This window comes from Allocatelliglobosispora scoriae (assembly GCF_014204945.1).
In the GTDB taxonomy this organism is placed as follows: domain Bacteria; phylum Actinomycetota; class Actinomycetes; order Mycobacteriales; family Micromonosporaceae; genus Allocatelliglobosispora; species Allocatelliglobosispora scoriae.
In genome coordinates, this window is record NZ_JACHMN010000001.1 from 663,590 (window position 1) to 685,339 (window position 21,750).

A 21,750-nucleotide genomic window follows, 5' to 3' on the forward strand; every position below is an offset into this window, starting at 1 on the left:
CCGCCCGGATGTTCCGGACGGCCCGCTGGAGTGCGCTGGAGCGGTCAGACCGTGATCGGTTCCCACACGGGCAGCCACACGTCGTTGGCGACGCCGGTGCTGGTGCAGGTGTACTGGATCAGCGCGTTGCCCTGGCCGAGTCCACCGGCGATGTTGAGGCACTTGCCGCTGTGCTTGGCGACGATCTGGTAGCCGATGCCCTTGGGAACGAAGCTCCACTGCTCGTTGTCGGTGCTCGCGCAGGTGAACTGGATGACGAGCGTGCTGTCCGTGGTGGCCGCACCCTGGACGTTCAGGCACTTGCCGCTGTTGACGTTGGTGAACCGGTAGTAGCCGCCGCCCATGTCGGTGACGTTCCAGCGGAAGTGCTTCGCCGCGGTCAGCGGCCACTGCAGCACCTTGGCCCCGTTGGTCGTGGAGGCGCCGTCGACGGCTGCGGCCTGGCCCACCGCAGCGGCGGGGCGCAGGGTGATCTGCGTGTTCGGCCCCAGCGGCGGTACGGCGGGGGTGGCCACGTTCAGCGTACCGTCGGTGATCGTGAGCGTCTGGCCGGCGTTCACGTCGTCGTAGGTGATGCTCGCGGAGCCGGGCGGAGTCAGCGTCGCGCCGCTCGGGGCGCTGGAGTCGACGGTGACCTCCGGCGCGAAGCGGAAGTAGCCGTTGGAGGGCCAGCGACTGTTGCCGCCGTTGATGCTGGTTCCCTCGCAGGTGAGCGTGGTGTTGCCGGCGCTGAGCACGCAGTTGCGCAGGGTGAGGTTGTTGGAGATGAAGTTGCTGCCGTCGTCGCTGTACTGGCCCGGTACCGACGTCTGCGGAGCGAAGACGGTCTTGCCGGGGGCGGTGAAGACCACCGAGGTGCCGGCGGGCGGGAAGAGCCCTTCCCCGCCGGTGTTCTGGTAGGTGAAGGGCACCGGTCCGGTGCTGCCCGGCGAGATGGCTGCGGTGGTCGGGACGTCGCGGCCGATGAAGGTGACCGCGGCGTACGACGGGGCGGCAGCGGCGAGCGCGACCGCGGTAGCGACGGCGCAGACCGCGGCACGTCGAAGACTGGTGGTGACTGATCGCATGTGGATCCCTGTGGTCGAGAGCTCGGCAGCCCGGCGGCACCAAGTGGACGGGTTGTCCACCGGGACGGTTACACAGCTCTGACCTGTTAAAACGTAGATCAAATTGGTGGCGGCGAGATTCACCCGATCGGGGACTCGCCGCCGGGCGGCTCGAACCGCGGAAGGATCAGTCGGTGGCCGTCCGGCTGCCGCCGGAGGAGGCGACCAGCGCGTCCGCCACGATGGCGGCGTCGGCCTCCGCCAGGTCCGCCGGGTACTCCGGCAGGAGGTCGTCCCAGACGACCAGCCACGATCCGTAGAGCTGGGCCTGGCCCTCGGGCCGGGCGAAGAACCACACGTGCAGGTGCGCGCCGCCGTCGCCGATGCGGTAGAGGTGGGCCCGCGAGATGTTCGGCAGCGCCTGCACGTGGCGGACGATGCGGGTGCTCAGCACCCCCAGCTCGGCGGCGAGCTCGTCGGGCAGGTCCGCCATGTCGTAGTGGTCGCGCGGGTAGAGCATGAGCGCCAGCGGCACGCCGACACCCTTGATCCGGGCCAGCCGCCAGCGTTCGCTGAACCAGATCCCCTCGTCCCGCTTGCGGCAGGTGCCGCAGTCCGACGGATCCTCGCCGTGCCGGGGCGGCTCGGGCAGAACCGGCGGCCGCAGCGGCGAGACACGGAGCCCGTCCGGTTCGAACGGGCTGATGTCCCACCCCGTCATCCGGGCCAGCGGGAGCCGCCGCTCGCCGTCCGCCGTCGCGACCGCGTGGTCGTAGAACTCATCGGGTGTCAGGGCCATGGCCCGAAGACTATTACGACAGCGGCAGTCGATGGCTCCCGAGCCGGGGCCGGAGTCAGAGGTAGTAACCGGCCACGGGGACTCCGGCCTCGTCCGGCAGAGCTGGGCCGTCCAGGCGGAGGGCGAGCGGCGGCGCCGGCGGCTTGAGCGCGGTGAGCTGCTCGGTGGAGAGCGCGAACACCACCCGGCCCAGGCCGGAGCGTTCGATCCCGCCCTGGCACATGCCGCACGGCTGGCAGCTGGTGTACATGGTGGTGCCGGCCGCGGTGGCCGGGTCGAGCTCGCTCGCGGCCCATCGGGCCAGCTTGAGCTCGGGGTGGGCGCTGATGTCGTTGTCGGCGGCGACCGTGTTGTGGGCCTCGATGAGGACCTCGCCGTCCGGTCCTGCCAGGAGCGAAGCGAACGGCGCGTGTCCGGCCGCCCGCGCGGCGGCGGCGAGCTCGAGTGCCCGGCGGAGCAGGCGTTCGTCGTCGGGGGTCATGGGATTTCCTTTCGGTCGGTTTCGCGGTGGGCGGCCACGGCGGCGAGCATCTGCCACCAGGTCTCAGGGCGACGGGTCTGCTCCGGGTCGCCGTGGAACGGGTCGAGCACGACGCTCCCGGAGCCCAGGGCGCGCAGCTGGGCGATGTCGTCGAGCACCTGGTCGAGGGTGCCTTCCCCGGCCAGCCGGTCGGTGCCGGTCACCGGGGTCGCGGTCAGCCAGAGCTTGATCCGGGGAGCCAGGGCCGGCATCGGCCGCTGCTCCTGCTCGGCGATGGCCCGCAGCCGGTCGACCGCCGCGCGGAACCAGCCGGGGGTGAAGCTCAGCGGGTGCCAGGCGTCACCGAGGCGGACCGTCCGGCGCAGGGCGGCGTCGCTGTTGCCGCCGATCCAGATCGGAATCCGCCCGGCCCGGTAGTCCTTCTCGTCCGCCCAGGCGGCCTTGAGCGCGTGGAGGTACTCGTCGGTCAGCCGTCCGCGCCGGTCGAACCGCACCCCGAGCGCCTCGAACTCCTGCTTCGCCCAGCCGACACCGACCCCGAGGACCAGCCGCTCGCCGCTGAGCTGGTTCAGGTTGGCGGCCATCCGGGCCAGGAGCAACGGATGCCGGTACGGCATGAGCAGCACCGTCGTGCCCAGCCGCACCCGGGAGGTGATGCCCGCCAGCCAGCTCAGGGTGGTGAAGGGCTCGTAGAACGGCGCCGGGTACTGCTCGGCCACGTCCGGGGTGATCGCGACGTGGTCGGAGACCATCAGGAGGTCGAATCCGAGCCCTTCCACCGTCTGCGCCCAGGCACGCAGCACCCCCGGGTCGGTCCCGGGGCCGAAGTTCGGAACGTTCACACCGATCTGCACTTGATCGAGACTATCCTCCGACCAAGTCACCCCGGAACGGAATCCTCCCGGACTCAGGAGCGTTTCGGCGATGATTCCCCGGTAGTCTCGATGAATGACCGGGAATCTCGATCCGACCGACTGGGCGATTCTCGGTGAGCTCCAGGCCGACGGCCGGATCTCCCTCACGGAGCTCGCCCGCCGGGTGAACCTCAGCGCGTCCGCCACCACCGAGCGGGTCCGCCGGCTCGAGTCGGCCGGTGTGGTCACCGGCTACCACGCGACCGTCGACCTCGGCATGGCCGGCTATCCGGTGCTCGCCGTCGTCCGCCTGAAATACCCCGGCAGCCGGCACCAGCCGCTGCACAGGCTGCTCGCCGAACGGTCCGAGATCCTGGAGTGCCTGCGGACCACCGGGGACGACTGCTACCTGCTCAAGGTCGCCGCCACCTCGATGGGCCACCTCGAACAGCTGATGAACGAGTTGGCCCAGTTCGGCTCGACCACCACCAACGTGGTCTACAGCCAGACCCTGCCCTACCGAGGACCCCGGCCCCCCGAGATGGAGCTCAGATGACCTCCTCCTCGAGCACCGCCGGTACGGCCGCTGTATTGCCCCGAAGGTAGAGCGGCAACGCCAGCTCGACCACCCGGTCCACGTCGAACGGCGGCTTGTCCGTGCGGTCGAGGAGCTCCCCGGCGGTGTGCCGCAGGACGAGGCGGATCATCTCGATCGTCTCGTCGGGCCGCAGCGCCCGGGTGGAGTCGCCGAAGATGCGGACCTCGCGCAGCACGTACTGGTGGCTTCCGGCCACCTTGTGCGCCACGATCTCGTTGACCGTCTCGAACCGCGCCTGACGGAACGGACCCACCGAGAACGTGATCGCCGAGTGCAGCTTGACCAGGGTCTTGTCCCGGGAGACCCGCTCCATGCGCCCGCCGCCGAGGTGGGTGAGGCTGAAGTGCGGCAGGGCGCAGTCGATGAGGGTCGATTCGGTCAGGTGCAGGTAGTCGGCGACCCGCGCCGGATCGGCGTCCTCGTCGAGCCGGAACGTGTACTCGTAGTTGTAGACGCTGCGGTCGCTGCTGCGCTGCTTCAACCAGCGCAGGTACCACACACACCCCATGGCGACGCCATAGATGGCGATGCCGATGCCGAGGACCGGCAGCACCGCAGCGACCTGGTCGCTGAAGCTCGCGTCGGCGCCCACTCCGGAGGTCTCGATGGCCCACAGCGAGCCGACGATGGCGAGGAACAGCGCGAGGGAGTTGATCGCGGCGTCGCTGGACCCGGTCGAGGCGCGGCTGTCGCGGCTGCGCTCGATCTCGGCCACCACCTCCTGCTGGGCCCGGACCTGCTCCTGCTCGTAGAGAAGGCGTTCCATCCAGGCCTGCTCGATGGCGCGTTCCAGCCCGTGCACCTCCGAGCCGAGGGCGTGCACGATGGTGTCCCATTCGCTCAGCTGCCGGTGGAGGTTGTCGACACCGGGCGCGTGCGCCCCGACGGTCCGCACGATGAACGAGCACGCCGCCGCGGCGAGCCGGTTGACGTTGACGATCAGCGGCAGCTTGGCACCGGCGAGCATGACGTAGCCGCGGAGCTGGGTCTCGGTGGCACCGGCGGCGAGCTGCGGAGTCCACTCGCTGGAGAACAGGCGCAGCTGGCTGAGCCGGGACTGGCGGTGCAGGACGCCCATCATCTCGTCGAGCAGCGCCCGGCGGACGCTCTCGACGGACCAGGCCAGCTTCTGCAGCGACTCGCGGGAGGTGATCGCGAGGAACCGGGACAGCGTCGCGGTCTGGCCGAGCGGCTGGCGGGCGTCGGTCTCGACGAGCAGCAGGTCGGCGATCTCGCCGATGGTGCGGAACCCGGTCTCGGCGACGGTGTGGCTCGCCATGTAGGGGTCGAGCCGGCTGAAGTTCTCGAAGAAGACCGCCGGGGTGAGCGTCTCGTTGGCCAGGCCCTCGAAGACGGTGTTGAGCTGGAAGAAGGTCAGGATGCCCAGGGGCCGGGCGAGCGCCGGATCGTCATCGCGGACGTCGTTGTACTTCTGGGCGGCTTCGCGGCCCTCGATGTCGGGGTCCGGCTTCCACCGGCCGAGGGTGAAGTCGCCGCCGATGACATGCCCGATATGGGTACGCAGCGCGGCGAGCGTCGCGGCCGGGTCGGGCCCGTCGGCGGTCCACACGTAGAAGCCGTTCTCGTCCACCCAGCACTGGACCTCGCCCACGCCGGCGGCGAGCAGCTGCTCGTTCGCGGCCGGATGCGCCGCCACGGTCTGGGCGGACGGCACGAGGCGCACGGTGACGCTGACCGGCTGGGTGAGCGCGTCGTGGGCGGTCGTGGTCTCCAGTGCGGCGAGCCGGTCGTAGCCGAACGTGCGCGGCAGCACCTCCAGCAGGCGCCGCAGCACGGTCACCCGCAACCGGATCCGGTAGTCGCACTCGTCGAGCAGGGGTGACCGGCAGCGGCCCGGGTCATCCGGGTCCAGCAGGTCCACATTGGTCGAGGCACTGTAGAAGTTGGACCGGGACACGGGGAGCCACAGCGAAACAGAGACAGCCGTCACGGTCTCGACCGTAGTACGAGGCCGCAATGCGCGTTTGCCCGGCGGATGTCGGAGGGCGGCCGTACGATACTGCCCGGACCGAGACACCACGGAGGACCCCATGACGACCACACCGGACGATCCGACCACCTCGTCGCCCGGCCGACCGCCGGTGGTCGATCTGGCCACCTGGCAGGCCGCCCGGGACGAGCTTCTGGTCCGCGAGAAGGCGCACACCCGCGCGGGCGACGCCATCGCCGCGGCCCGCCGGCGGCTGCCGATGGTGGAGTTCGACCCGACGGTCGAGGTCGTCGGACCCGATGGCCCGGTCCCGTTCCTCGACCTGTTCCAGGGCCGCGACGAACTCCTGGTCTACAAGCACATGTGGTACGACGGGGCACCGCACCAGGGACAGTGCGAGGGCTGCACCACGATGGCCTGGAACGTGAAGGATGCCGTCTACCTCAACGCCCGCGGTGTCTCGTTCGCCGTCCTGACCACGGGACCGTGGGACGAGGTCGCCCCCTACCTGGACTTCATGGGCTACACCCAGCCGTGGTATTCGGTGCGCGGCGTGGACGAGCCGGTCGGCGGGGAGATGGGTCGCATCACCTGCTTCCTGCGCGACGGCGACCGGGCGTTCCTCACCTACTCCACCACGGGGCGGGGCAACGAGCCGGTCAGCGGGTTCTTCGGCCTGCTCGACATGACGCCATACGGCCGCGGCGAGGCGTGGGAGGACAATCCCGACGGGTGGCCCGTGATCGGCCACGTCAGCGAGGGCCACCCGGCCACGGGGCGCCAGGCCTGCTGGTACTGGCGGTCGGACGCGGACGGGAACGCCACCTGGGGCCCCACCGGTCGGCCGGTGCCGCAGTGGACCCGCCCGGGTGCGACCCCCGAGGAGACGCTCGGCCGGCACGGCAGCCACTGACCAGGTCGGCCGGCCTCTCAGCCGGTCGCGGTGGCTGGATCGGCGTCGGCGCGGTCCAGCCACTCGGAGAGCAGCGCGCGCTCGGCGCCGGTGAGCATGGGCAGCTTCGGCGCCACGGCACGGAACGCGATGGCCGCAGCCGCCGCGTCGTCGGCGGGAAGCGCCGGCACGTCGGTGAGGATCGCGCGTGTCACCGATTCGTACATCGCGTCCGCGAGTCCGTGGTCCCGGCGCTCCGGCGGGGTGGCGAGCAGGGTGAGCAGCACACCGGTGCCCGCGGCGTGGATGAGCTCGACCGCCCGCTGCTCGGGGACCCGCAGCCGGCCGATCGCCGCGATGCGGTGCACCCGGGCGCGCAGCACCTCCATCCCGGCCGCCGCCGCCGGCGATGGAGCGCGGCTGGGATCGGTGAGCAGGCCGAATAGCGACGCGTTGGCGAGGCCGAAGCCGAGGTGCGTGTCCCAGCCCGCCCGGAGATCGACGATCGGGTCACCCTCGCCCGCCACCGTGGCCTTCTCGGCGACGTAGGTGGCGAAGACGTGCTCGGCGACGGCGTCGAGCAGCGCGTCCTTGTCCTCGAAGAACCGGTAGATGGTCGGCGCCTGCATGCCCGCGGCCTGCGCGACCGCACGGGTGGTGACTGCGCCGGCGCCCTGCTCATGCAGGATCTGCGCCGCGCACTCCACGATGCTCGCTCGCGTCCGGGCCTTACCGGCGGTCCCCGCTCCTGCCTCTGCCATGTTTCCAATGCTAACGCAATCCTGCTACCAAAGTTGCTAACAGTGGTATCGTTGTTGCCGTAACACCGATAACACGAGGAGAAATCATGATCATCATCACCGGCGGTACCGGCCAGCTCGGCTCGCAGATCGTCGAGCAGCTGCTCGGCCGGGTCCCGGCGGACCAGGTCGGCGTCAGCGTCCGCGACGTCGACCGCAGGAGTGACCTGGCAGCCCGCGGCGTACGCGTGCGGCACGGCGACTTCACCGCTCCCGGATCGCTCGCCCATGCTTTCGAGGGCGCGACACAGGTGCTCATCGTCTCGACCAACCAGTCGGGCGAGGCCGCCGTCGCCCAGCACATCGCCGCGATCGACGCCGCCCGCGATGCCGGTGCCGCCCGCATCCTCTACACCAGCCATCAGGGCGCCGCCGAGGACTCGGTCTTCGCTCCGATGCCCGACCACGCGGCCACCGAGCACTACCTCGCCAAGACGGGCACACCCTTCACCGCACTGCGCAACGGGTTCTACGCCGACACGATCCGGCACCTGCTCGGCCAGGCGCTCGTGACCGGCGAACTCGTCGCGCCGGCCGACGGACCCGTGTCCTGGACGACGCACGCCGACCTCGCCGAGGCGGCGGCGGTCATCCTCGCCGACGAGGGCCGCTTCGACGGCGCCACGCCGCCGCTCACCGCGCCGGACGCGCTGGACCTGGCGCAGGTCGCCGGCATCGTCTCCGAGCTCACCGGGCGCACCGTTCGCCGCGTCGTCGCCGACGACGAGGAGTGGACGGCCTCGATGATCGGGCACGGCGTGCCCGCGGAGCAGGCCCGGATGCTGCTCGGCATGTTCCACGCCGCCCGGCGCGGGGAGTTCGCCACCACCGGCCCCGAGCTGGAGAACCTCCTCGGGCGCGCAGCCGTCCCGGTCCGGTCGGCCCTGACGGGATTCATCTCGGCCTGACCGCCGACAGGTCAGCGGGGGCCTCGGTAGACGACACCGACGCCGCCGGCCGGGCCGACGGTGACGGTGTAGCGCTTCGGCGCCACCGGACGGGAGTCGGCCAGGTCGAACCGGTGCGCTGCCAGCAGCGTACCCAGAGTGATCTTGACTTCATGCACCGCGAAGCCCGCGCCCGGGCAGCGCCGGGCGCCCCCGCCGAACGGGAGGTACTCCGACGCCGTGAACCGGCGGTCCAGGAACCGCTGCGGCAGGAACCGGTGCGGTTCCGGGAAGGTCTGCGGGTCCGCATGCGCGAGCACCGTCGCGGCCACCGCGACCGTGCCGGCGGGCAGGCGGTGGCCGAGGAGGTCCATCGGCTCCAGCAGATGGCGTTCGACGCTGGGGCCGATGGGGTGGATGCGCAGAGTCTCGTCGATGACCGCCGACAGGAACGGCAGGCGCGCCAGCGCGTCCGGGTCGGGGGTCCGGCCCAGCGGCTCGAGTTCGGCGAGCAGCCGGTCGTGGACGCCGGGTTCCCGCAGGATCCAGTAGACCGCCCACGCCAGCAGGTGCGACGACGCCTCCTGGCCCGCCGACAGGAACGTCACGAGCTCGTCGCGCACGTCACGGTCGCTCATCCCGGCGCCGTCCTCGTCGCGGGCCTCCAGCACGGCGCTGATGACGTCGTCACCCGGCGAGCCGACCGCCCGGCGGGCCTGGATCTCCTCGTGGACCAGGGTGTCGAACACGGTCAGCCACCGCTGGATCCGCCGCCAGGGCGTCAGCCCGAACAGGTCGCGCCGCAGCAGCGGGACGAACGCCACCAGCGGGGTCACCGCCCCGACGACCTCGCGGATCGCCTCGTCGAACAGCGCCGCGCGCGAGTCGTCCTGGACGCCGAACACGGTGCTGATGACGTTGCGGCGCGACAGCTCCTTGGCGAACGGGACCATGGTGATCCGCTCGCCCGGCCGCAGCGCCGCCAGCCGTCGGACGGCGTTGCCCTGGATGGCCGCGCCGTGCGCCCGCATCCGCGAACCGTGGAAGGCCGGCATGATGAGCCGCCGCTCCCGCAGGTGGCGCTCCCCTGCGAGCAGTGCGATCGAGCCGGGGCCGAGGTACCACTCCATCGGGACAGCCGCGCTGGGCCCGAAACTCAGCGGATCGGCGCCGAGGATCGCCTTGATCCCCTCCGGCCGCCCCGTCACGAACCACCGGCCGAACAGGGTCGGAACGGTGAAGGGGTCGCCGTAGCGGGCCTTGCCGCCGAGGAAGAGGCCGTAGGGATCCCGGGCGAACCTGAGCGTCTGGAGCAGAGCGCCGCTGGGCCCGCCGGGAAGGAGGTCCGTCACCGGTTCACCTCTCGGGATTCGCCGAACGCGGCCGCGTCCAGGTGGGTGCCGCCGCCGATACCCACGTAGTCGAGCGCCGGGTTGCCGCTGGCCTGGGCGAGTGCGACCCGCTCCCGCAGGGATCCGGCTCATCTGCGGCCGGTAGCCCAGGGCGAACATCCGCATGAGGATCCCGTACGGCATGAGCCGCGGCGATGCCACGAGCTCGTTGAACATCCCGGACACGGGCTGAACGGCGACGAGCATGACCCTGGCGGCCCGCCGCCGGAGCGGGAGCCCGCCGCCGAGGAATTCCGGCAGCGGCAGCCACGCCTGCGAGCCGGTGACGCGCGGCGGCAGCTTGCGTTCCGATCCGTGCGACAGGGCGATCAGCGCGGCGCAGAGAAGCGCCCCGAGCCACGGGTCGACCGCCGCCGAGGTCGGCCGGAAGAACGACCGCGCCTGCGGATCCAGCTCGAAGAACCACCCGTAGTAGGCATTCGCCGCCATCCAGAGGCCGCCCACGATCGGGACCATGACGAGTCCCCAGGCGAGCAGCCCGGTCCGTACCGCGAGCGCCATGTACCAGGTGATCAGGACCACCGCGTAGGCACCCGCGAGGTTCGCTCCGAACAGGACGGTGCGGTGCCCGGACGGGTGTGCGCCGAACCAGACCTGGGCCAGGCCCGCCATGACGAAGAAGTTCACCGCGGGCATCAGTGCCAGGTGTGCCACCTTCGCGGGGAGCCGCTCGTGGAAGACCTCGTAGAGGAACGCCTGCAGGTCGAAGCTGAACAGCGTGAACTGGGCGAACGGTGCCACGACGAGGACTCCCAGCAGCCGCGACGGCCATGTCGCCGCCGAACCCCGCGGCGCCACCAGCCGGCCCAGCCACCGGCACAGGACCTCGGCCTCGCCGGAGGGCGCGACGAGGATCCGCGCGCCCGGCGCCTGGTCGGTGCGGATGAAGTGCTGAAGCGGGTCCATCGTCGCCAACATAGCGACGATTCGCCATGTGCCGATATCCTCCGACGGGCCAGGCGTCCGACTACACGCAGGCGGGCCTCGACGACCCGTGCCGCTCGCGTTGAGCAGCAGCCGGGCCGCTGCCGCCGCGAGATCCGCGGAGCCGGGCAGGGCCGCCGACGACCGCATCGCCGTCGGGCGGCTCCTGCCCGCGGCGGCGTGGCAGAGCGGGGATCGCGCCGACAACGTCCGTCGCCTTGGGCGGGAGTTATTACCAAGCGTTCGCTTGGTAAACTCTCGTCGTGACTGTCGCAGAGGCATACCTGGTCGACGCCGTCCGGACCCCGGTCGGCCGACGCAACGGCGGACTCGCCGCGATCCACCCGGCCGACCTCGGCGCACACGTGCTACAGGCACTCATGGCCCGGACCGGCATCGACCCGGCCGCCGTCGACGACGTCATCTTCGGCTGCCTCGACGCGATCGGGCCGCAGGCGGGCAACATCGCCCGCACGAGCTGGCTCGCCGCCGGGCTGCCCGAGGAGATCCCCGGCGTCACCATCGACCGCCAGTGCGGATCCTCGCAGCAGGCGGTCCACTTCGCCGCGCAGGCGGTCATGTCCGGCACCGCCGACCTGATCGTCGCCGGCGGCGTGCAGAACATGAGCGCCATCCCCATCGCTTCGGCGATGTCCGTCGCGGTGCCGATGGGCCACGCCGATCCCTTCTCCGGCTCGACCGGCTGGCACGCCCGCTACGGCGACCAGGAGATCTCCCAGTTCCGCGGTGCCGAGATGATCGCCGCCAAATGGCAGATCAGCCGGGCGGAGATGGAGGAGTTCGCCCTGGAGAGCCACCGCCGGGCGATCGCCGCCATCGACGAGGGGCGTTTCGTCGGCGAGATCGCCCCGCTCAGCGGGGTCGACACCGACGAGTGCCCCCGCCGCGACACGTCACTGGAGCGGATGGCCGGCCTCAAGCCGCTCGCCGAGGGCGGCCGGGTCACCGCGGCCCTCGCCAGCCAGATCTCTGACGGCTCCGCCGCCATGCTCGTCGCCTCGTCCCGCGCGGTCGCCGAGCACGGCCTGCGACCCCGCGCGCGCATCCACCACCTCAGCGTCCGCGCCGCCGACCCGGTCTACATGCTCACGGGCCCCATTCCAGCGACGGAGTACGCACTCCAGCGCGCCGGGATGACCCCGGACGACATCGACCTCGTGGAGATCAACGAGGCGTTCGCACCGGTCGTGCTCGCCTGGCAGCGCGAGACGGGTTTCGACCTCGACCGCGTCAACGTCAACGGCGGCGCGATCGCTCTCGGCCACCCGCTCGGCGCCACCGGCGTGAAGCTGATGACGACGCTGCTCGGCGAGCTGGAGCGGACCGGCGGGCGGTTCGGCCTGCAGACCATGTGCGAGGGCGGAGGGACCGCGAACGTCACCATCATCGAGCGCCTCTGACTCGCCTTCGTCGCCGGCGGGGCAGCCGTTTCCGGGATCTCCCACCGCAGTCCTTGCGACCGCGACAGATGTCCAGAATCATCGATATACCCAGCCTCGGTCGCAGAGGCGGGGCCGCGGTGACCCATGCCGCCCCGATCGACCGGCTGAGGAGTCATGGTGACGCAGCGGTTCGCCGCGTATTTCGGCGTGCCCAGCACGCAAGGTCAGGCACTGTCCGCCGACATCCGGGCGTTGTTGGCCGCGCGCGGCTTTCTGATCCGAGAGCGGGCAGCCGTGATGAGCCAGTTCGTCGCGGCGGTCTTCGAGGACGACCTCGTGATCATCGACGCGACGACGGATGCGGGCCATCTCTACGGCGTCATCACCGACCAGGTTCAGGGCCTCGATCACATCCTGGTGGTGTCCCGCACACCGCTACCGGTCAATCTGAATCCGATCCGCGAGGGCGGCGCACCGCCCTACCCTCGGTCCAGGACGAACACGGAGATCGTCGCCTGGGTCACCGCCCAGCTGAACGAGATGCGGTTTCCCGGACCGCTGTACGCCCATGACCCCTCGCCCGAGAAGCTGAAGTCGTCATTCATCCGTTCGGTACGCATGGGCATCACCGGGTTCGACCCCGATGACCCCTTGCTCCGGCGCCTCGATGAATCCGAATCGCGAAAGCACCGCCCCTACGGCGATCGGCTGGGCATCTTCGTCAGCTACCGCTCGGGCGGATCCCAGGTGGCGGCGCAGCGGACCGACCTCCTGGACCGGTTGTCGGCGGATGTCCAGCGCGTCGCACCCATGGCGGGGCCGTTCTACTTCCCGCCGGGCGCGCTCTGCTATGAAAACGAACTCCTGACCGAGCAGCGCCACTGGATGATCGCCAATCAGCTCACCTACCGGATCGCCTCGGCCAGAGAGTTCTGGATCCTGGCGACCCCCGACTACTACCGCAGCTGGTGGACGAGGATGGAGCTGCTCACCGTCGCCCAACTACGGTTCGGCGACGGCGGAGGACCCCGGGTACGGCTCGTCGATCCGGAGACCTTGCAGTTCGCCGAAGAGCCGGCTGGCTGCATCCCCGAGATCGACACCGACCAGTTCGACACCTTCCAGAAGCTGATGTCGATGGCTTCACCATCCAACATGACCGCTCAGCACCATGAGATGGTCGAGTTCGCAGGACGGTGGCTGCGTTTCGTGCCGACCGCGCGGTTCATGGCCGCCTACCAGAGCAATCGGCTGCTCTGCTGCCCCCGCCGCCTCCACCTGGCACGGGACGCGTTCGACGTCGACACCTTCCTGCGCCTGTCCCAACAGCCGGGGGTGCGGTCATTGACGTCGAAGCAACTCGATCGACACGCTCGCGGGGGTGAATTCCCCTGCTCATCCTGTGGTGTTGCCGGGCATCTGACGGCAGGACAACCCCGGTATCGATGGGTATCGCGGACCATGACGCAGGACTGGGACACCGTCACGACCAAGCCCTCGCTGGTCGAGGACCCCGTCTGGCTCTGGCAGCACGGTTGATGCGGGCCCGTTCACCGGCCGCCACCACGTCGAGTGAGCGCTGGAGGCCGCCCTCGGCACCCGGTTCATGGGTCCCCACGGAACCTGACTGATTTCCGCACCTCGTAACCTTTGCCTGCCGTCGGTATGCCCGGCACCGCCGTACGTTCATCCCATGGACTCTCGGCGATGGTGGTTGCGTGTCGGTTCCCTGCTGGTGCTCGCGAGCGCGATGGCGACCGGGTGCACAGCGAGGGGTGCGGAGCCGCCGTCGCCCGACGGCCCGATGGCCGCCGGGAAGAACGCGGCGGTCAAGGCGCTCCTCGACCTGCCGTCGGGAGCGCCCTCCACGACGTGGACCCCGTGGCCCTCCGCCATGCGCGATGCCCGCCACAGCGGCATGTCGGCTTCGTCCGGCCCGACGAAGGGCGTCGTACGGTGGCAACGCACGCTGGAGGCCGCAGTCAGCTCAGGACCGGTGATAGGTGCGGACGGCACGATCTACGTCGCCTCCAACGGCGGCGTGCTGCACGCCGTGGATGCGACGACCGGCACCGACCGGTGGACCTACGATTCGGGGCGCTCTGGTGGCGGCGACCTGTCCGTCTCCCCGCTGGTCCTGCCGGACCACACCATCATCTGGGGTACGCCGAAGGGCGAACTGGCAGCGCTGTCGGCTGCCGGGGAGCTGCTGTGGACGCAGGAGCTGCCGGGCCGTCCCACCTCTCCGGTCACCGTCGACGGGCGCCGGATCTATGTGGGAGACACCAGCGGCGGGATCAGCGCCGTCGACGTACCGTCCGCCGGGAGCCGCCGCCTGGCGTGGACCCTCGACGTCGGATCGTCGTCGTTCGCGTCCGTGGTCACCGACGGGACGGGCCGCCTCTACACCACCTCCGGCAGCAGCCTCGTCGCTGTCGACGACCGCGGCGCCACCGGTGCCGTGGCGTGGCGGGCCGATCCCGGTGACGGCGACAGCGAGGTGTCCGCAGGTCTGGGCACGGACGGAACGGTGCTGTTGGGCACGAACGGAAGCTTCGAATGGGCATACGGCAGGGACGGGAGACTCCGGTGGAAGGCACCTCGGGCCATCACCTACTCCTCGCCCGTCGTGACCGGTGGCGGGTTGGCGTACGTCGCCGACCACGAGGGCATCGTCCACGTCCTCGACCTGCGGGACGGGTCCGCGGCGGCGACCTACCGGGTCACGCCCGGAACGCAGATCTGGAGTTCGACGGTGGTCGACCGCGACCACCGGGTCTACTTCGGCGGGCAGGACGGCCATGCCTATGGCCTGGACGCGATCGGAAAGGTCCTGTTCAACGTGGATCTGGGCGCACCGGTCGACGGCTATCTCGCACTCACCGCCGACGCCGCGCTGATCGTCGGTGCCCGCAACGGCAAGCTGACGTCCATCCAGTGATCACGGCTGTCGGTGCGGTTCGCCGCCGACAGCCGCCACCTGAGGTCCCGCACCGCTCGGCTGCGCCGCATGGTGGCGCAGCCGAGCGGTGACCGGTCAGGCGATGAAGGCGATGTTGAGCAGCACGGCCGGGTTCGGCACGCCGTCGTCGCCGTCGTAGCAGCTGACCTGGACGAGTTCGTCGAGCCCGCTGGGGCCCCACCATTGGACGGTGCAGAACATGGGCGGCGTGCCCATGATGCTGGCGATCGCGTGACCCTTCGGATGCGCGGCGTTGGGGATCCGGATCAGGTAGGTACCTGGGATGATCATGGATGCGGTCGGTGCGCCGCCGTAGCTGTTGGTCCAGCCCCGCATCACCGGGAGGGCGGCTGAGAGGTCCACGGTGGCGGTCGTCCGCGCGCCGGAGCCGCCGAGCATCGCCGCCCCGCGGGCGTAGGTGAGGATGAAGCGGCTGTCCACGGCGGACCCGGTGTCGTCGTAGCAGCGGACCTCGATGAGCTGGGGATCGGGGACGAGCGCCGGGTCCAGCGCCTGGCAGTGCCTCGCGGCGGCGGCATAGGGCGTGATCCGCAGATACCCGGCCGCCCACGGCCCCGGACTGTCGTTGCGGAACGCGCCCAGCTCGACCCGGTACCTGCCGACGGCGCTGCGGAAGACCTTGATCGGCAGCCCGGCCGAGTCGTAGGAGTACGCCGGGGCCGGGGTGTGCCCGATCGCCGGAGGTACGGGGTTGTCGTTCCAGAGATAGCCGAAGCCGCTCACAGCCGGCGTGCGATTGGTGAAGTCGACGACAAACCTGCTGTCGGCGAGGAGACCGGCGTTGTCGTAGCAGCGGACGTCGACGGCCTGGTCTCCTCCCGCCATCCCCCACCACGCGACCGTGCAGAGGCTGCTGCTGCCGCGGGCGCTGACGTGCGGCACCCCGCCGAGGGTCCCCATGCCCAGGAACTTCACCCGGTAGGTGCCGACGGCCGGGCGGAGGACCTGGACGGCGAGGTTGACGGAGTTGTATTCATACCCGGTCGCGAGGATGTAGTTCGGGTTGCTCGGCTGGTTGGCGTAGGCGAAACCGGCTGCCGTCGGCGGGAGCGCATGGGCGGGGGCAGGTGCCGCGGCGACGATCAGCGCCGCCACGGCGAGAACGCGGAGGAGTCTCATGCCGGTACGAGTCCTCGCCCACGTCGGGGACAACACTTCTTCCCGCCGCGCGGACCCCGACCCGCCAGCGCACCCACGGATTCAGAATCGATCGAACATATGTTCGCATTCCTGTTCCGTTCGCAGCCGGACACGGGGAGAATTCACAGCAGGAGGTGGTGGGCCGTGGACACGATGCTGGGATTCGCGCTCCGATACGCCGCCGCCGGTCTGGCTGTGATGCCCCTGCACACGCCGACCGCGGGCGGCTGTTCCTGCCGCGGGCGGGCGGAGTGCACGTCACCGGGCAAGCACCCGCGGCTACGCCACGGGGTGTGGGAGGCGTCCACCGATGCCCGGCTGATCCGGTCCTGGTGGCGGCGGTGGCCGACCGCCAACATCGGCCTGGCGACCGGCGGCACGCTCGACGTGTGCGATGTGGACTCCGACTCGGGTTTGCTCGCGGTGCTCGACGCGCTGGGCACCGCGCGCGCAGCCGGGCCGACGGTGCGCACCGGGCACGGATGGCACCTGTGGTTCGCGCCGACAGGGCTGCCCAGCCGGATCGGCTTCCTGCCCGGAGTGGACTGGCGCGGCTGCGGCGGGTCGGTGGTCGCACCGCCGTCGCTGCATGCCGGCGGCCGCCGCTACCACTTCACTCAGCCCTGGTCCCCCGGTGGCGAGCTGCCGCCGTGCCCGCCGGCGCTGCGCCAGCTGGCCACGCCGCGCCAGCACCCCGTCACCGCGGCGGCCGCAGACGTCGCCGACCTGGACCGGTATGCCCAGGCCGCGCTCGAGGGCGAGATCGCCCGGATCCTTGCCGCACCCCGGCCGGTCGTGCGGCGCGGCGAGCGCGTCAGCGGCGGCGGGCGCAACAACGCGGTCAACATCGCGGCGTTCAAGCTGGGTCAGCTGGCGGCCGCAGGCGCCCTCGACGAGGCGGCGGTCCGGGCCAGGCTGACCGACGCGGCCCTCGCGGCGGGCCTGAACCTGGAGGAGGCGCGCCGCACGATCGCCTCCGGGTGGCGGGCGGGGCTGCGCCACCCTCGTCCTTGAGGCCGCCGAGCGGGCACGGCCGCGCCACCGACGGCGGCCGGCTGCGGCGACCGGCGCACGGCGGCGGCGTCCGCCAGTCTCGGTATTGTCCCGCGTATGGCCGGATACGTCTTCCTCAGCTACAGCCGCAAGGATCGCGGCTACGTCAGCCAGCTGGCCAGCTACCTGGGAACGGCTGGGGTCGACGCGTGGTTCGACCCGGACATCAGATTCGGGTCCGACTTCGAGAGGATCATCCGCAACAAGATCGACGGCTGTTCGGTCCTCCTGGTGGCCATGACGCCCGACTCTGCGGCGTCGGAGTGGGTGGCACGCGAGATCGCGTGGGCGGAGCGGCAGGGCAAGCCGATCGTCCCGATGCTCCTGGCCGGTGAGGTGTTCCCCCGCTTCGCCCGGGTGAACTACTACCCGTGCCACGGCGGAGCGATGCCGGGCCAGGACCTCATCGAGCAGTTGCGCGCCCACGTCGGGATGCCCGACGGCGACCGGCTCGCCGAACTCCGCGAGGCGGTCGCCGAAGCCCAGTCGTGGAAGCGGATCGGGGCGCTGACCCTCGTCGAACGGTTGCTGGGCAGCGTCCGCGAGGAGACGCGGGACGCAGCGCGTACTGCGCTGGTGGGCCTGATCAGCGACCCGGACGCCGAGGTGACCGCCAGGGCACTGCAGTTGTGGCACTCGCGTGGCCTGGGCGACCTGCCCGCACAACGTCAGCCTCCGCGGCCACGGACCCGCAGCGGGCGGGCGGTGGTCGGGATCGACTTCGGTACGACGAACTCACTCGTCGGGTTCATGGAGGCCGGCGAGGTGACCCTCATCCCCAATGCCGAAGGCTCGGTCGTGACACCGAGCGTCGTGGCCTTCGCGCCGGACGGCCAGATCCTGGTCGGTGCCGCGGCCAAACGGCAGACCGCTGCGAATCCGGCCGGCACGTTCTACTCGGTCAAGCTGAAGTTGGGGACCGCCTGGAGCGTCGAACGCGGTGGCCGGCGCTACACGGCCGAAGACCTCGCCGCCATGATCCTCGCCCGGCTGCGCGAGGACGTGGAGAGCCATCTGGGCCCGGTCGTGGTCCAAGCGGTGATGACCGTCCCGGCGTACTTCAGCATGGTGCAGCGGGACGCCCTCCACGCGGCCGCCACCGCCGCCGACCTCCACGTGCTGCGCATCCTCAGCGAGCCGACCGCGGCAGCGGTCGCCTACGGCCTCAACCGCACCGCCGAGGCGACCGTGCTCATGCTCGACCTGGGCGGGGGCACGTTCGACGTGTCGCTGACGGAGATCGGCGACGGCCTCAACGAGATCAAGGCGACAGCGGGCGACAACTCACTCGGCGGCGACGACTGGGACCAGGCGCTCGTCGACTACCTGCTCCACCACGTACGGCGGCAGTCCGGCTTGGACCTCGCCGGTGACCGGAGCGTCCTGCTGCGCCTGAAGGTCGCGGCCGAGGCGGCGAAGATCGAGCTGTCGTCCGCGATGTCGGCCGAGGTCCACGTGCCCTTCCTGGCCGCGGGCACAGACGGCCCGGTCCACCTGCTCACCACGGTCAGCCGCGACGAGTTCGAGTCGATGACCCGGCCGATCCTGGACCGGTGCGAAACCCTCATCCGGGCGGTGCTCCAGGACGCGGGAATCCGCATGGAGTCGGTCGACCACATCATCCTGGTGGGCGGCGCGACCCGGATGCCCGCGGTGGGCAAGCTGGTGGCGAGGCTGACCGGCAAACAGCCCTACCGGGGGATCATCCCCGAGGGGGTCGCGACCGGGGCCGCGATTCAGGCGGCGATCCTCACCGGTGCGGTGAAGGACATCCTCCTGCTCGACGTCACGCCGATGTCGTTCGGCATCGAGACCTCGCACGGGGCCCGGGAAAAGATCATCGAGCGCAACACCACGATCCCGACGAAGCGCAGCGAGCTCTTCACGACGACCGAGGACTTCCAGCGGGCGACCGTCGTGAAGTTCTTCCAGGGGGAGAACGAACGGGCCGAATCCCATCAACTGCTGGCCGCACTCGAATTGACGGGGATCGCGTCGGCACCTCGCGGCGTTGCGGAGATCGAGGTGACCGTCGACATCGACGCCAACGGGATCGTCTTCGTCTCCGCGAAGGACCTCGGGACGGGTCTGGAGGACTCGGCGACGGTCAACCGGCAGTCCGTCACGGCGGCACGCGGACTCCGGCCGCGTCCGGGCACCGTCGGACTGGTCTCGCTGGACGCCTCGGACGGGCAGCGGGCGAGGGATGTCGTCGCGGCGGCGGAGCGCGGCCTGCAGCGGCTGCCGGAGTTCAACGTCCCGGGCTTCGCCGATGCGGAGTCCCGGGGTCCGTCCGGAGATCCCGTCCTCCTCCAGGTGCGACGGTGGCGCCCCAGGAACCCTACCTTCCGCATGCGCGAGGACGAGGTCGACTGGGCGCGGGGCCTGGGGTCGCGATACCGGCTGGTTCTCGTGAGGATGAGCCCGGACGGATCCGCGCACGACACGGTCCGCTACGTCCCGGATCCGCTGAGCGAGCTGACCCGGACGCCACCGGTCTCCGGCGAGTTCCACGTCTCGTGGTCCGACATCTGGTCCCGGGGACGCCCGCCTTTCTAACGTGGACGATCCCGCATCGGGTCGGCGCTGAAACGGCCGCTGGGCGCCGCGGGATCTCCCCCACGACGCCCAGCAGACTCACCGGATCAGATCACCGGATCAACGAGGCGCACGCCCCGCGTAGTACGTGCTGACCTTGTCGCGGTAGACGGAGTCGTCCCGCAGGTCGGCGTCGTACTCAGGAGCGTCCTTGATCTCGTCCTTGGTCCGGTTGACGAAGACCTTCTCCCCCGCGGTGTCGATGCTGGCGATGACCCCGGCCGGGAGCATCACCTTGCTGCCGAAGATCCACGGGCCGGTGTCGACGACGATGTAGCTGGCGCCGACCTCGGTGGAGGCCTCATCGATCTTGCCGATGGAGCCGTCAGTTGCCTCGACGTGGTATCCGACCAGGGAAGCACTGTCTGCCCGGTCGGCCGTGTAGCCGAGGGACTGGGAGTAGTTCCACGGGTCGTAGGCGGTTGCATTCATGTTGTTCATGATCTCGCCTCCACAGGTAGGTTTTGCTGACCTCCGAGGCATACCCCGCCCGCCGGATGCCAAACCTCCGCGATTCAGATCGTGTCAGCGCACCCAGAAGTGCTCCGGCTGTGCCTCCACGTCCGCCGCCGACTGTTCCATGTAGCCCGCGACCGACAGCAGTGAGGTCGCGGGCTGGTCCCCGGCGTCAGCTGCCATCTCTCGCATGACCCCGGCTTGCCGGCGGGCGCGCTGCACGACCGTGGCACCGAACGCCTGCCGGTCACCGTCGTAGCCGTACGCGTCGAGCAGGAGATGGAGGCGCCGGGACCGGTCATCGGTGTCGTGGAAGCCCAGCCCCTCGGCCACGCTCGGCGGGCACAGCGGTACCCACCAGAGCGCCGCCAGCGCCAGGTCGTACTCCCGGGTGGACGGGAACGCGGTGTCCCAGTCGAAGAAGCCGACCAGCCGGTCGCCATCCAACACCGCCGCGTTGTACGGCCCGACGTCCTGATGGCCGACGATCAGACCGGGTTGCATCGTCCGCCCGGTGAACCACCGCGCGTCGGCCGGCGGCACGAAGTCGGCAGTCGCGTCGTGCACGCGCCGCAGCCATCGGCCGACCTGGGTGAGCAGCACGTCGGTGAACGACCACGCCGGCCACGGGTACCGTCCGCCGGCCGTCTCCCCGGGCAGGTAGCTGAGCACCTCGCGGCCTTGGTCGTCGAAGCCGAGGGCCCGGGGCACACCGTCGACGCCGACCGCCTCCAGATGGCGCAGCAACGCATGCACGGTCGGCGTCCACGGCGAGGCTTGCTTGTGGACGGTGTCGCCGATCCGTACCGCACCGACGGTGTTGCCACCCGCGAGGGTCTCTTCGCTCATTGCTGATGTATAGCGGTCGCCGAACGACGGCAATACCCGTTTAACGATGGCTGCCCGCTCGACGACGGTGCCGTCCCGGGCTTTAGTCGGGTCGCGAGACCGCGACCTGCAGGTCCAGCGTCTTCGAGAGCCGTTTGCCCGGGGGCAGCGACTCCGCGAGCATGGTGTCGAGAACGGACAGGATCTCGTCGCGGGCCCGGATCCGCGGGAAGCCGCCGGGTTCAAACCGAGCCCAGGACCGCATGGCGTCCAAGATCTTCAGCGCCGTGCCCGACTCGTAGCCGAGCGCGATCGAGGCGACCGCGGCCTCCTCGGCGACCGCCATCGCGTCATCGGTGGCGTCGGCGACAAGCGTCGTCGCGAGACGCAGCAGTGCCACCCGAGCCCGTGCAACCTCCTCCGATCGCTTCCCGGCGTCCGCGCCGCGCTGCGTGATCCATCCGCCGAGGACGGTGCCACCCAATCCGGACAACGCGGTCACGACTGCGGTGATCACCAACACCCACTGGTCGCCAGTCATGCAGCAGATTATGCATGCCTGCCCGCAGGAACCTTTCCACCCGGCGGAAACCACGATGGTCCCCCGCTGCGAGCAGCACAACAGTGGGATGCGACCGAGCGAAC

At 70.6% G+C, this 21,750-nt stretch carries 19 protein-coding genes; 8 read left to right on the plus strand and 11 right to left on the minus strand.

Going from position 1 to position 21,750, the window contains the following annotated elements:
• Positions 1-44 precede the first annotated feature (44 nt).
• The 4 genes from F4553_RS03080 to F4553_RS03095 all read right to left on the minus strand — a co-directional run bounded on the left by F4553_RS03080 (position 45) and on the right by F4553_RS03095 (position 3,180).
• Positions 45-1,067, minus strand: coding sequence for an RICIN domain-containing protein (locus tag F4553_RS03080; RefSeq protein WP_184831756.1), 1,023 nt, complete (start codon positions 1,065-1,067; stop codon positions 45-47).
• Between the two features lie 166 nt (positions 1,068-1,233).
• Complete coding sequence (locus F4553_RS03085) at positions 1,234-1,845, minus strand: HIT family protein (RefSeq protein ID WP_184831758.1); 612 nt, start codon at positions 1,843-1,845, stop codon at positions 1,234-1,236.
• Positions 1,846-1,900: 55 nt separating this feature from the next.
• Positions 1,901-2,326, minus strand: coding sequence for a nucleoside deaminase (locus F4553_RS03090; protein ID WP_184831760.1), 426 nt, complete (start codon positions 2,324-2,326; stop codon positions 1,901-1,903).
• Positions 2,323-3,180 (minus strand): LLM class flavin-dependent oxidoreductase, encoded by an 858-nt coding sequence (locus F4553_RS03095; protein WP_184831762.1) that lies wholly within the window; start codon positions 3,178-3,180, stop codon positions 2,323-2,325. Before F4553_RS03095 ends, F4553_RS03090 begins: the two co-directional genes overlap by 4 nt.
• 94 nt (positions 3,181-3,274) lie before the next feature.
• Here F4553_RS03095 and F4553_RS03100 point away from each other — a divergent pair, with 94 nt between their 5' ends.
• Positions 3,275-3,736, plus strand: coding sequence for an Lrp/AsnC family transcriptional regulator (locus tag F4553_RS03100; RefSeq protein ID WP_184831764.1), 462 nt, complete (start codon positions 3,275-3,277; stop codon positions 3,734-3,736).
• Here the strand turns inward: F4553_RS03100 and F4553_RS03105 are convergent.
• Positions 3,729-5,729: a hypothetical protein gene (locus F4553_RS03105; protein ID WP_184831766.1), complete on the minus strand. Its 2,001-nt coding sequence runs from the start codon at positions 5,727-5,729 to the stop codon at positions 3,729-3,731. The two genes, F4553_RS03100 and F4553_RS03105, sit on opposite strands and share 8 nt — an antisense overlap.
• Positions 5,730-5,829: 100 nt before the next feature.
• On the opposite strand from F4553_RS03105, the gene F4553_RS03110 reads away from it, so the two are divergent.
• Entirely contained in the window at positions 5,830-6,642 is an 813-nt protein-coding gene (locus F4553_RS03110; protein ID WP_184831768.1) for a DUF899 domain-containing protein, read from the plus strand.
• A 17-nt stretch (positions 6,643-6,659) separates the two neighbouring features.
• Here the strand turns inward: F4553_RS03110 and F4553_RS03115 are convergent, their stop codons facing one another.
• On the minus strand, positions 6,660-7,382 hold the full coding sequence (locus tag F4553_RS03115; RefSeq protein WP_184831770.1) for a TetR/AcrR family transcriptional regulator: 723 nt from the start codon (positions 7,380-7,382) through the stop codon (positions 6,660-6,662).
• An 86-nt stretch (positions 7,383-7,468) separates the two neighbouring features.
• Between F4553_RS03115 and F4553_RS03120 the strand changes: the two genes are divergently transcribed.
• Complete coding sequence (locus F4553_RS03120) at positions 7,469-8,329, plus strand: NmrA family NAD(P)-binding protein (RefSeq protein ID WP_184831772.1); 861 nt, start codon at positions 7,469-7,471, stop codon at positions 8,327-8,329.
• An 11-nt stretch (positions 8,330-8,340) separates the two neighbouring features.
• On the opposite strand, the gene F4553_RS03125 is transcribed toward F4553_RS03120, so the two are convergent.
• The gene (locus F4553_RS03125) at positions 8,341-10,626 is read right to left on the minus strand and encodes a cytochrome P450 (RefSeq protein WP_184831774.1); all 2,286 of its coding nucleotides are present in this window, start codon (positions 10,624-10,626) and stop codon (positions 8,341-8,343) included.
• A 281-nt stretch (positions 10,627-10,907) separates the two neighbouring features.
• On the opposite strand from F4553_RS03125, the gene F4553_RS03130 reads away from it, so the two are divergent.
• The 3 genes from F4553_RS03130 (at position 10,908) to F4553_RS03140 (ending at position 14,988) form a co-directional block, all read left to right on the plus strand.
• Complete coding sequence (locus F4553_RS03130) at positions 10,908-12,065, plus strand: acetyl-CoA C-acetyltransferase (protein WP_184831778.1); 1,158 nt, start codon at positions 10,908-10,910, stop codon at positions 12,063-12,065.
• 159 nt (positions 12,066-12,224) lie between these two features.
• The gene (locus tag F4553_RS03135; RefSeq protein WP_184831780.1) at positions 12,225-13,586 is read left to right on the plus strand and encodes a hypothetical protein; all 1,362 of its coding nucleotides are present in this window, start codon (positions 12,225-12,227) and stop codon (positions 13,584-13,586) included.
• Positions 13,587-13,740: 154 nt separating this feature from the next.
• Complete coding sequence (locus F4553_RS03140; protein ID WP_184831782.1) at positions 13,741-14,988, plus strand: outer membrane protein assembly factor BamB family protein; 1,248 nt, start codon at positions 13,741-13,743, stop codon at positions 14,986-14,988.
• Positions 14,989-15,084: 96 nt separating this feature from the next.
• Here the strand turns inward: F4553_RS03140 and F4553_RS03145 are convergent, their stop codons facing one another.
• Positions 15,085-16,149 (minus strand): hypothetical protein, encoded by a 1,065-nt coding sequence (locus F4553_RS03145; RefSeq protein WP_184831784.1) that lies wholly within the window; start codon positions 16,147-16,149, stop codon positions 15,085-15,087.
• Between the two features lie 174 nt (positions 16,150-16,323).
• Between F4553_RS03145 and F4553_RS03150 the strand changes: the two genes are divergently transcribed.
• Positions 16,324-17,184 (plus strand): bifunctional DNA primase/polymerase, encoded by an 861-nt coding sequence (locus F4553_RS03150; protein WP_184833183.1) that lies wholly within the window; start codon positions 16,324-16,326, stop codon positions 17,182-17,184.
• Positions 17,185-17,280: 96 nt separating this feature from the next.
• The gene (locus F4553_RS03155; protein ID WP_184831786.1) at positions 17,281-19,782 is read left to right on the plus strand and encodes an Hsp70 family protein; all 2,502 of its coding nucleotides are present in this window, start codon (positions 17,281-17,283) and stop codon (positions 19,780-19,782) included.
• A gap of 99 nt (positions 19,783-19,881) precedes the next feature.
• Here F4553_RS03155 and F4553_RS03160 read toward each other — a convergent pair whose 3' ends face one another.
• The 3 genes from F4553_RS03160 to F4553_RS03170 all read right to left on the minus strand — a co-directional run bounded on the left by F4553_RS03160 (position 19,882) and on the right by F4553_RS03170 (position 21,646).
• A complete protein-coding gene (locus F4553_RS03160) occupies positions 19,882-20,253 on the minus strand; it encodes a PRC-barrel domain containing protein (protein ID WP_184831788.1) in 372 nt (123 codons plus the stop codon).
• 93 nt (positions 20,254-20,346) lie between these two features.
• The gene (locus F4553_RS03165) at positions 20,347-21,126 is read right to left on the minus strand and encodes a phosphotransferase (protein ID WP_184831790.1); all 780 of its coding nucleotides are present in this window, start codon (positions 21,124-21,126) and stop codon (positions 20,347-20,349) included.
• Between the two features lie 82 nt (positions 21,127-21,208).
• On the minus strand, positions 21,209-21,646 hold the full coding sequence (locus F4553_RS03170) for a hypothetical protein (RefSeq protein WP_184831792.1): 438 nt from the start codon (positions 21,644-21,646) through the stop codon (positions 21,209-21,211).
• Between the last annotated feature and the right edge of the window lie 104 nt (positions 21,647-21,750).

Bases quoted from the DNA above. Each gene is read 5' to 3' on its own strand.
- F4553_RS03080 (WP_184831756.1), bottom strand. From the start codon at position 1,067: ATGCGATCAGTCACCACCAGTCTTCGACGTGCCGCGGTCTGCGCCGTC.
- F4553_RS03085 (WP_184831758.1), bottom strand. From the start codon at position 1,845: ATGGCCCTGACACCCGATGAGTTCTACGACCACGCGGTCGCGACGGCG.
- F4553_RS03090 (WP_184831760.1), bottom strand. From the start codon at position 2,326: ATGACCCCCGACGACGAACGCCTGCTCCGCCGGGCACTCGAGCTCGCC.
- F4553_RS03100 (WP_184831764.1), top strand. From the start codon at position 3,275: ATGACCGGGAATCTCGATCCGACCGACTGGGCGATTCTCGGTGAGCTC.
- F4553_RS03110 (WP_184831768.1), top strand. From the start codon at position 5,830: ATGACGACCACACCGGACGATCCGACCACCTCGTCGCCCGGCCGACCG.
- F4553_RS03115 (WP_184831770.1), bottom strand. From the start codon at position 7,382: ATGGCAGAGGCAGGAGCGGGGACCGCCGGTAAGGCCCGGACGCGAGCG.
- F4553_RS03120 (WP_184831772.1), top strand. From the start codon at position 7,469: ATGATCATCATCACCGGCGGTACCGGCCAGCTCGGCTCGCAGATCGTC.
- F4553_RS03125 (WP_184831774.1), bottom strand. From the start codon at position 10,626: ATGGACCCGCTTCAGCACTTCATCCGCACCGACCAGGCGCCGGGCGCG.
- F4553_RS03140 (WP_184831782.1), top strand. From the start codon at position 13,741: ATGGACTCTCGGCGATGGTGGTTGCGTGTCGGTTCCCTGCTGGTGCTC.
- F4553_RS03145 (WP_184831784.1), bottom strand. From the start codon at position 16,149: ATGAGACTCCTCCGCGTTCTCGCCGTGGCGGCGCTGATCGTCGCCGCG.
- F4553_RS03150 (WP_184833183.1), top strand. From the start codon at position 16,324: ATGCTGGGATTCGCGCTCCGATACGCCGCCGCCGGTCTGGCTGTGATG.
- F4553_RS03155 (WP_184831786.1), top strand. From the start codon at position 17,281: ATGGCCGGATACGTCTTCCTCAGCTACAGCCGCAAGGATCGCGGCTAC.
- F4553_RS03160 (WP_184831788.1), bottom strand. From the start codon at position 20,253: ATGAATGCAACCGCCTACGACCCGTGGAACTACTCCCAGTCCCTCGGC.
- F4553_RS03165 (WP_184831790.1), bottom strand. From the start codon at position 21,126: ATGAGCGAAGAGACCCTCGCGGGTGGCAACACCGTCGGTGCGGTACGG.
- F4553_RS03170 (WP_184831792.1), bottom strand. From the start codon at position 21,646: ATGACTGGCGACCAGTGGGTGTTGGTGATCACCGCAGTCGTGACCGCG.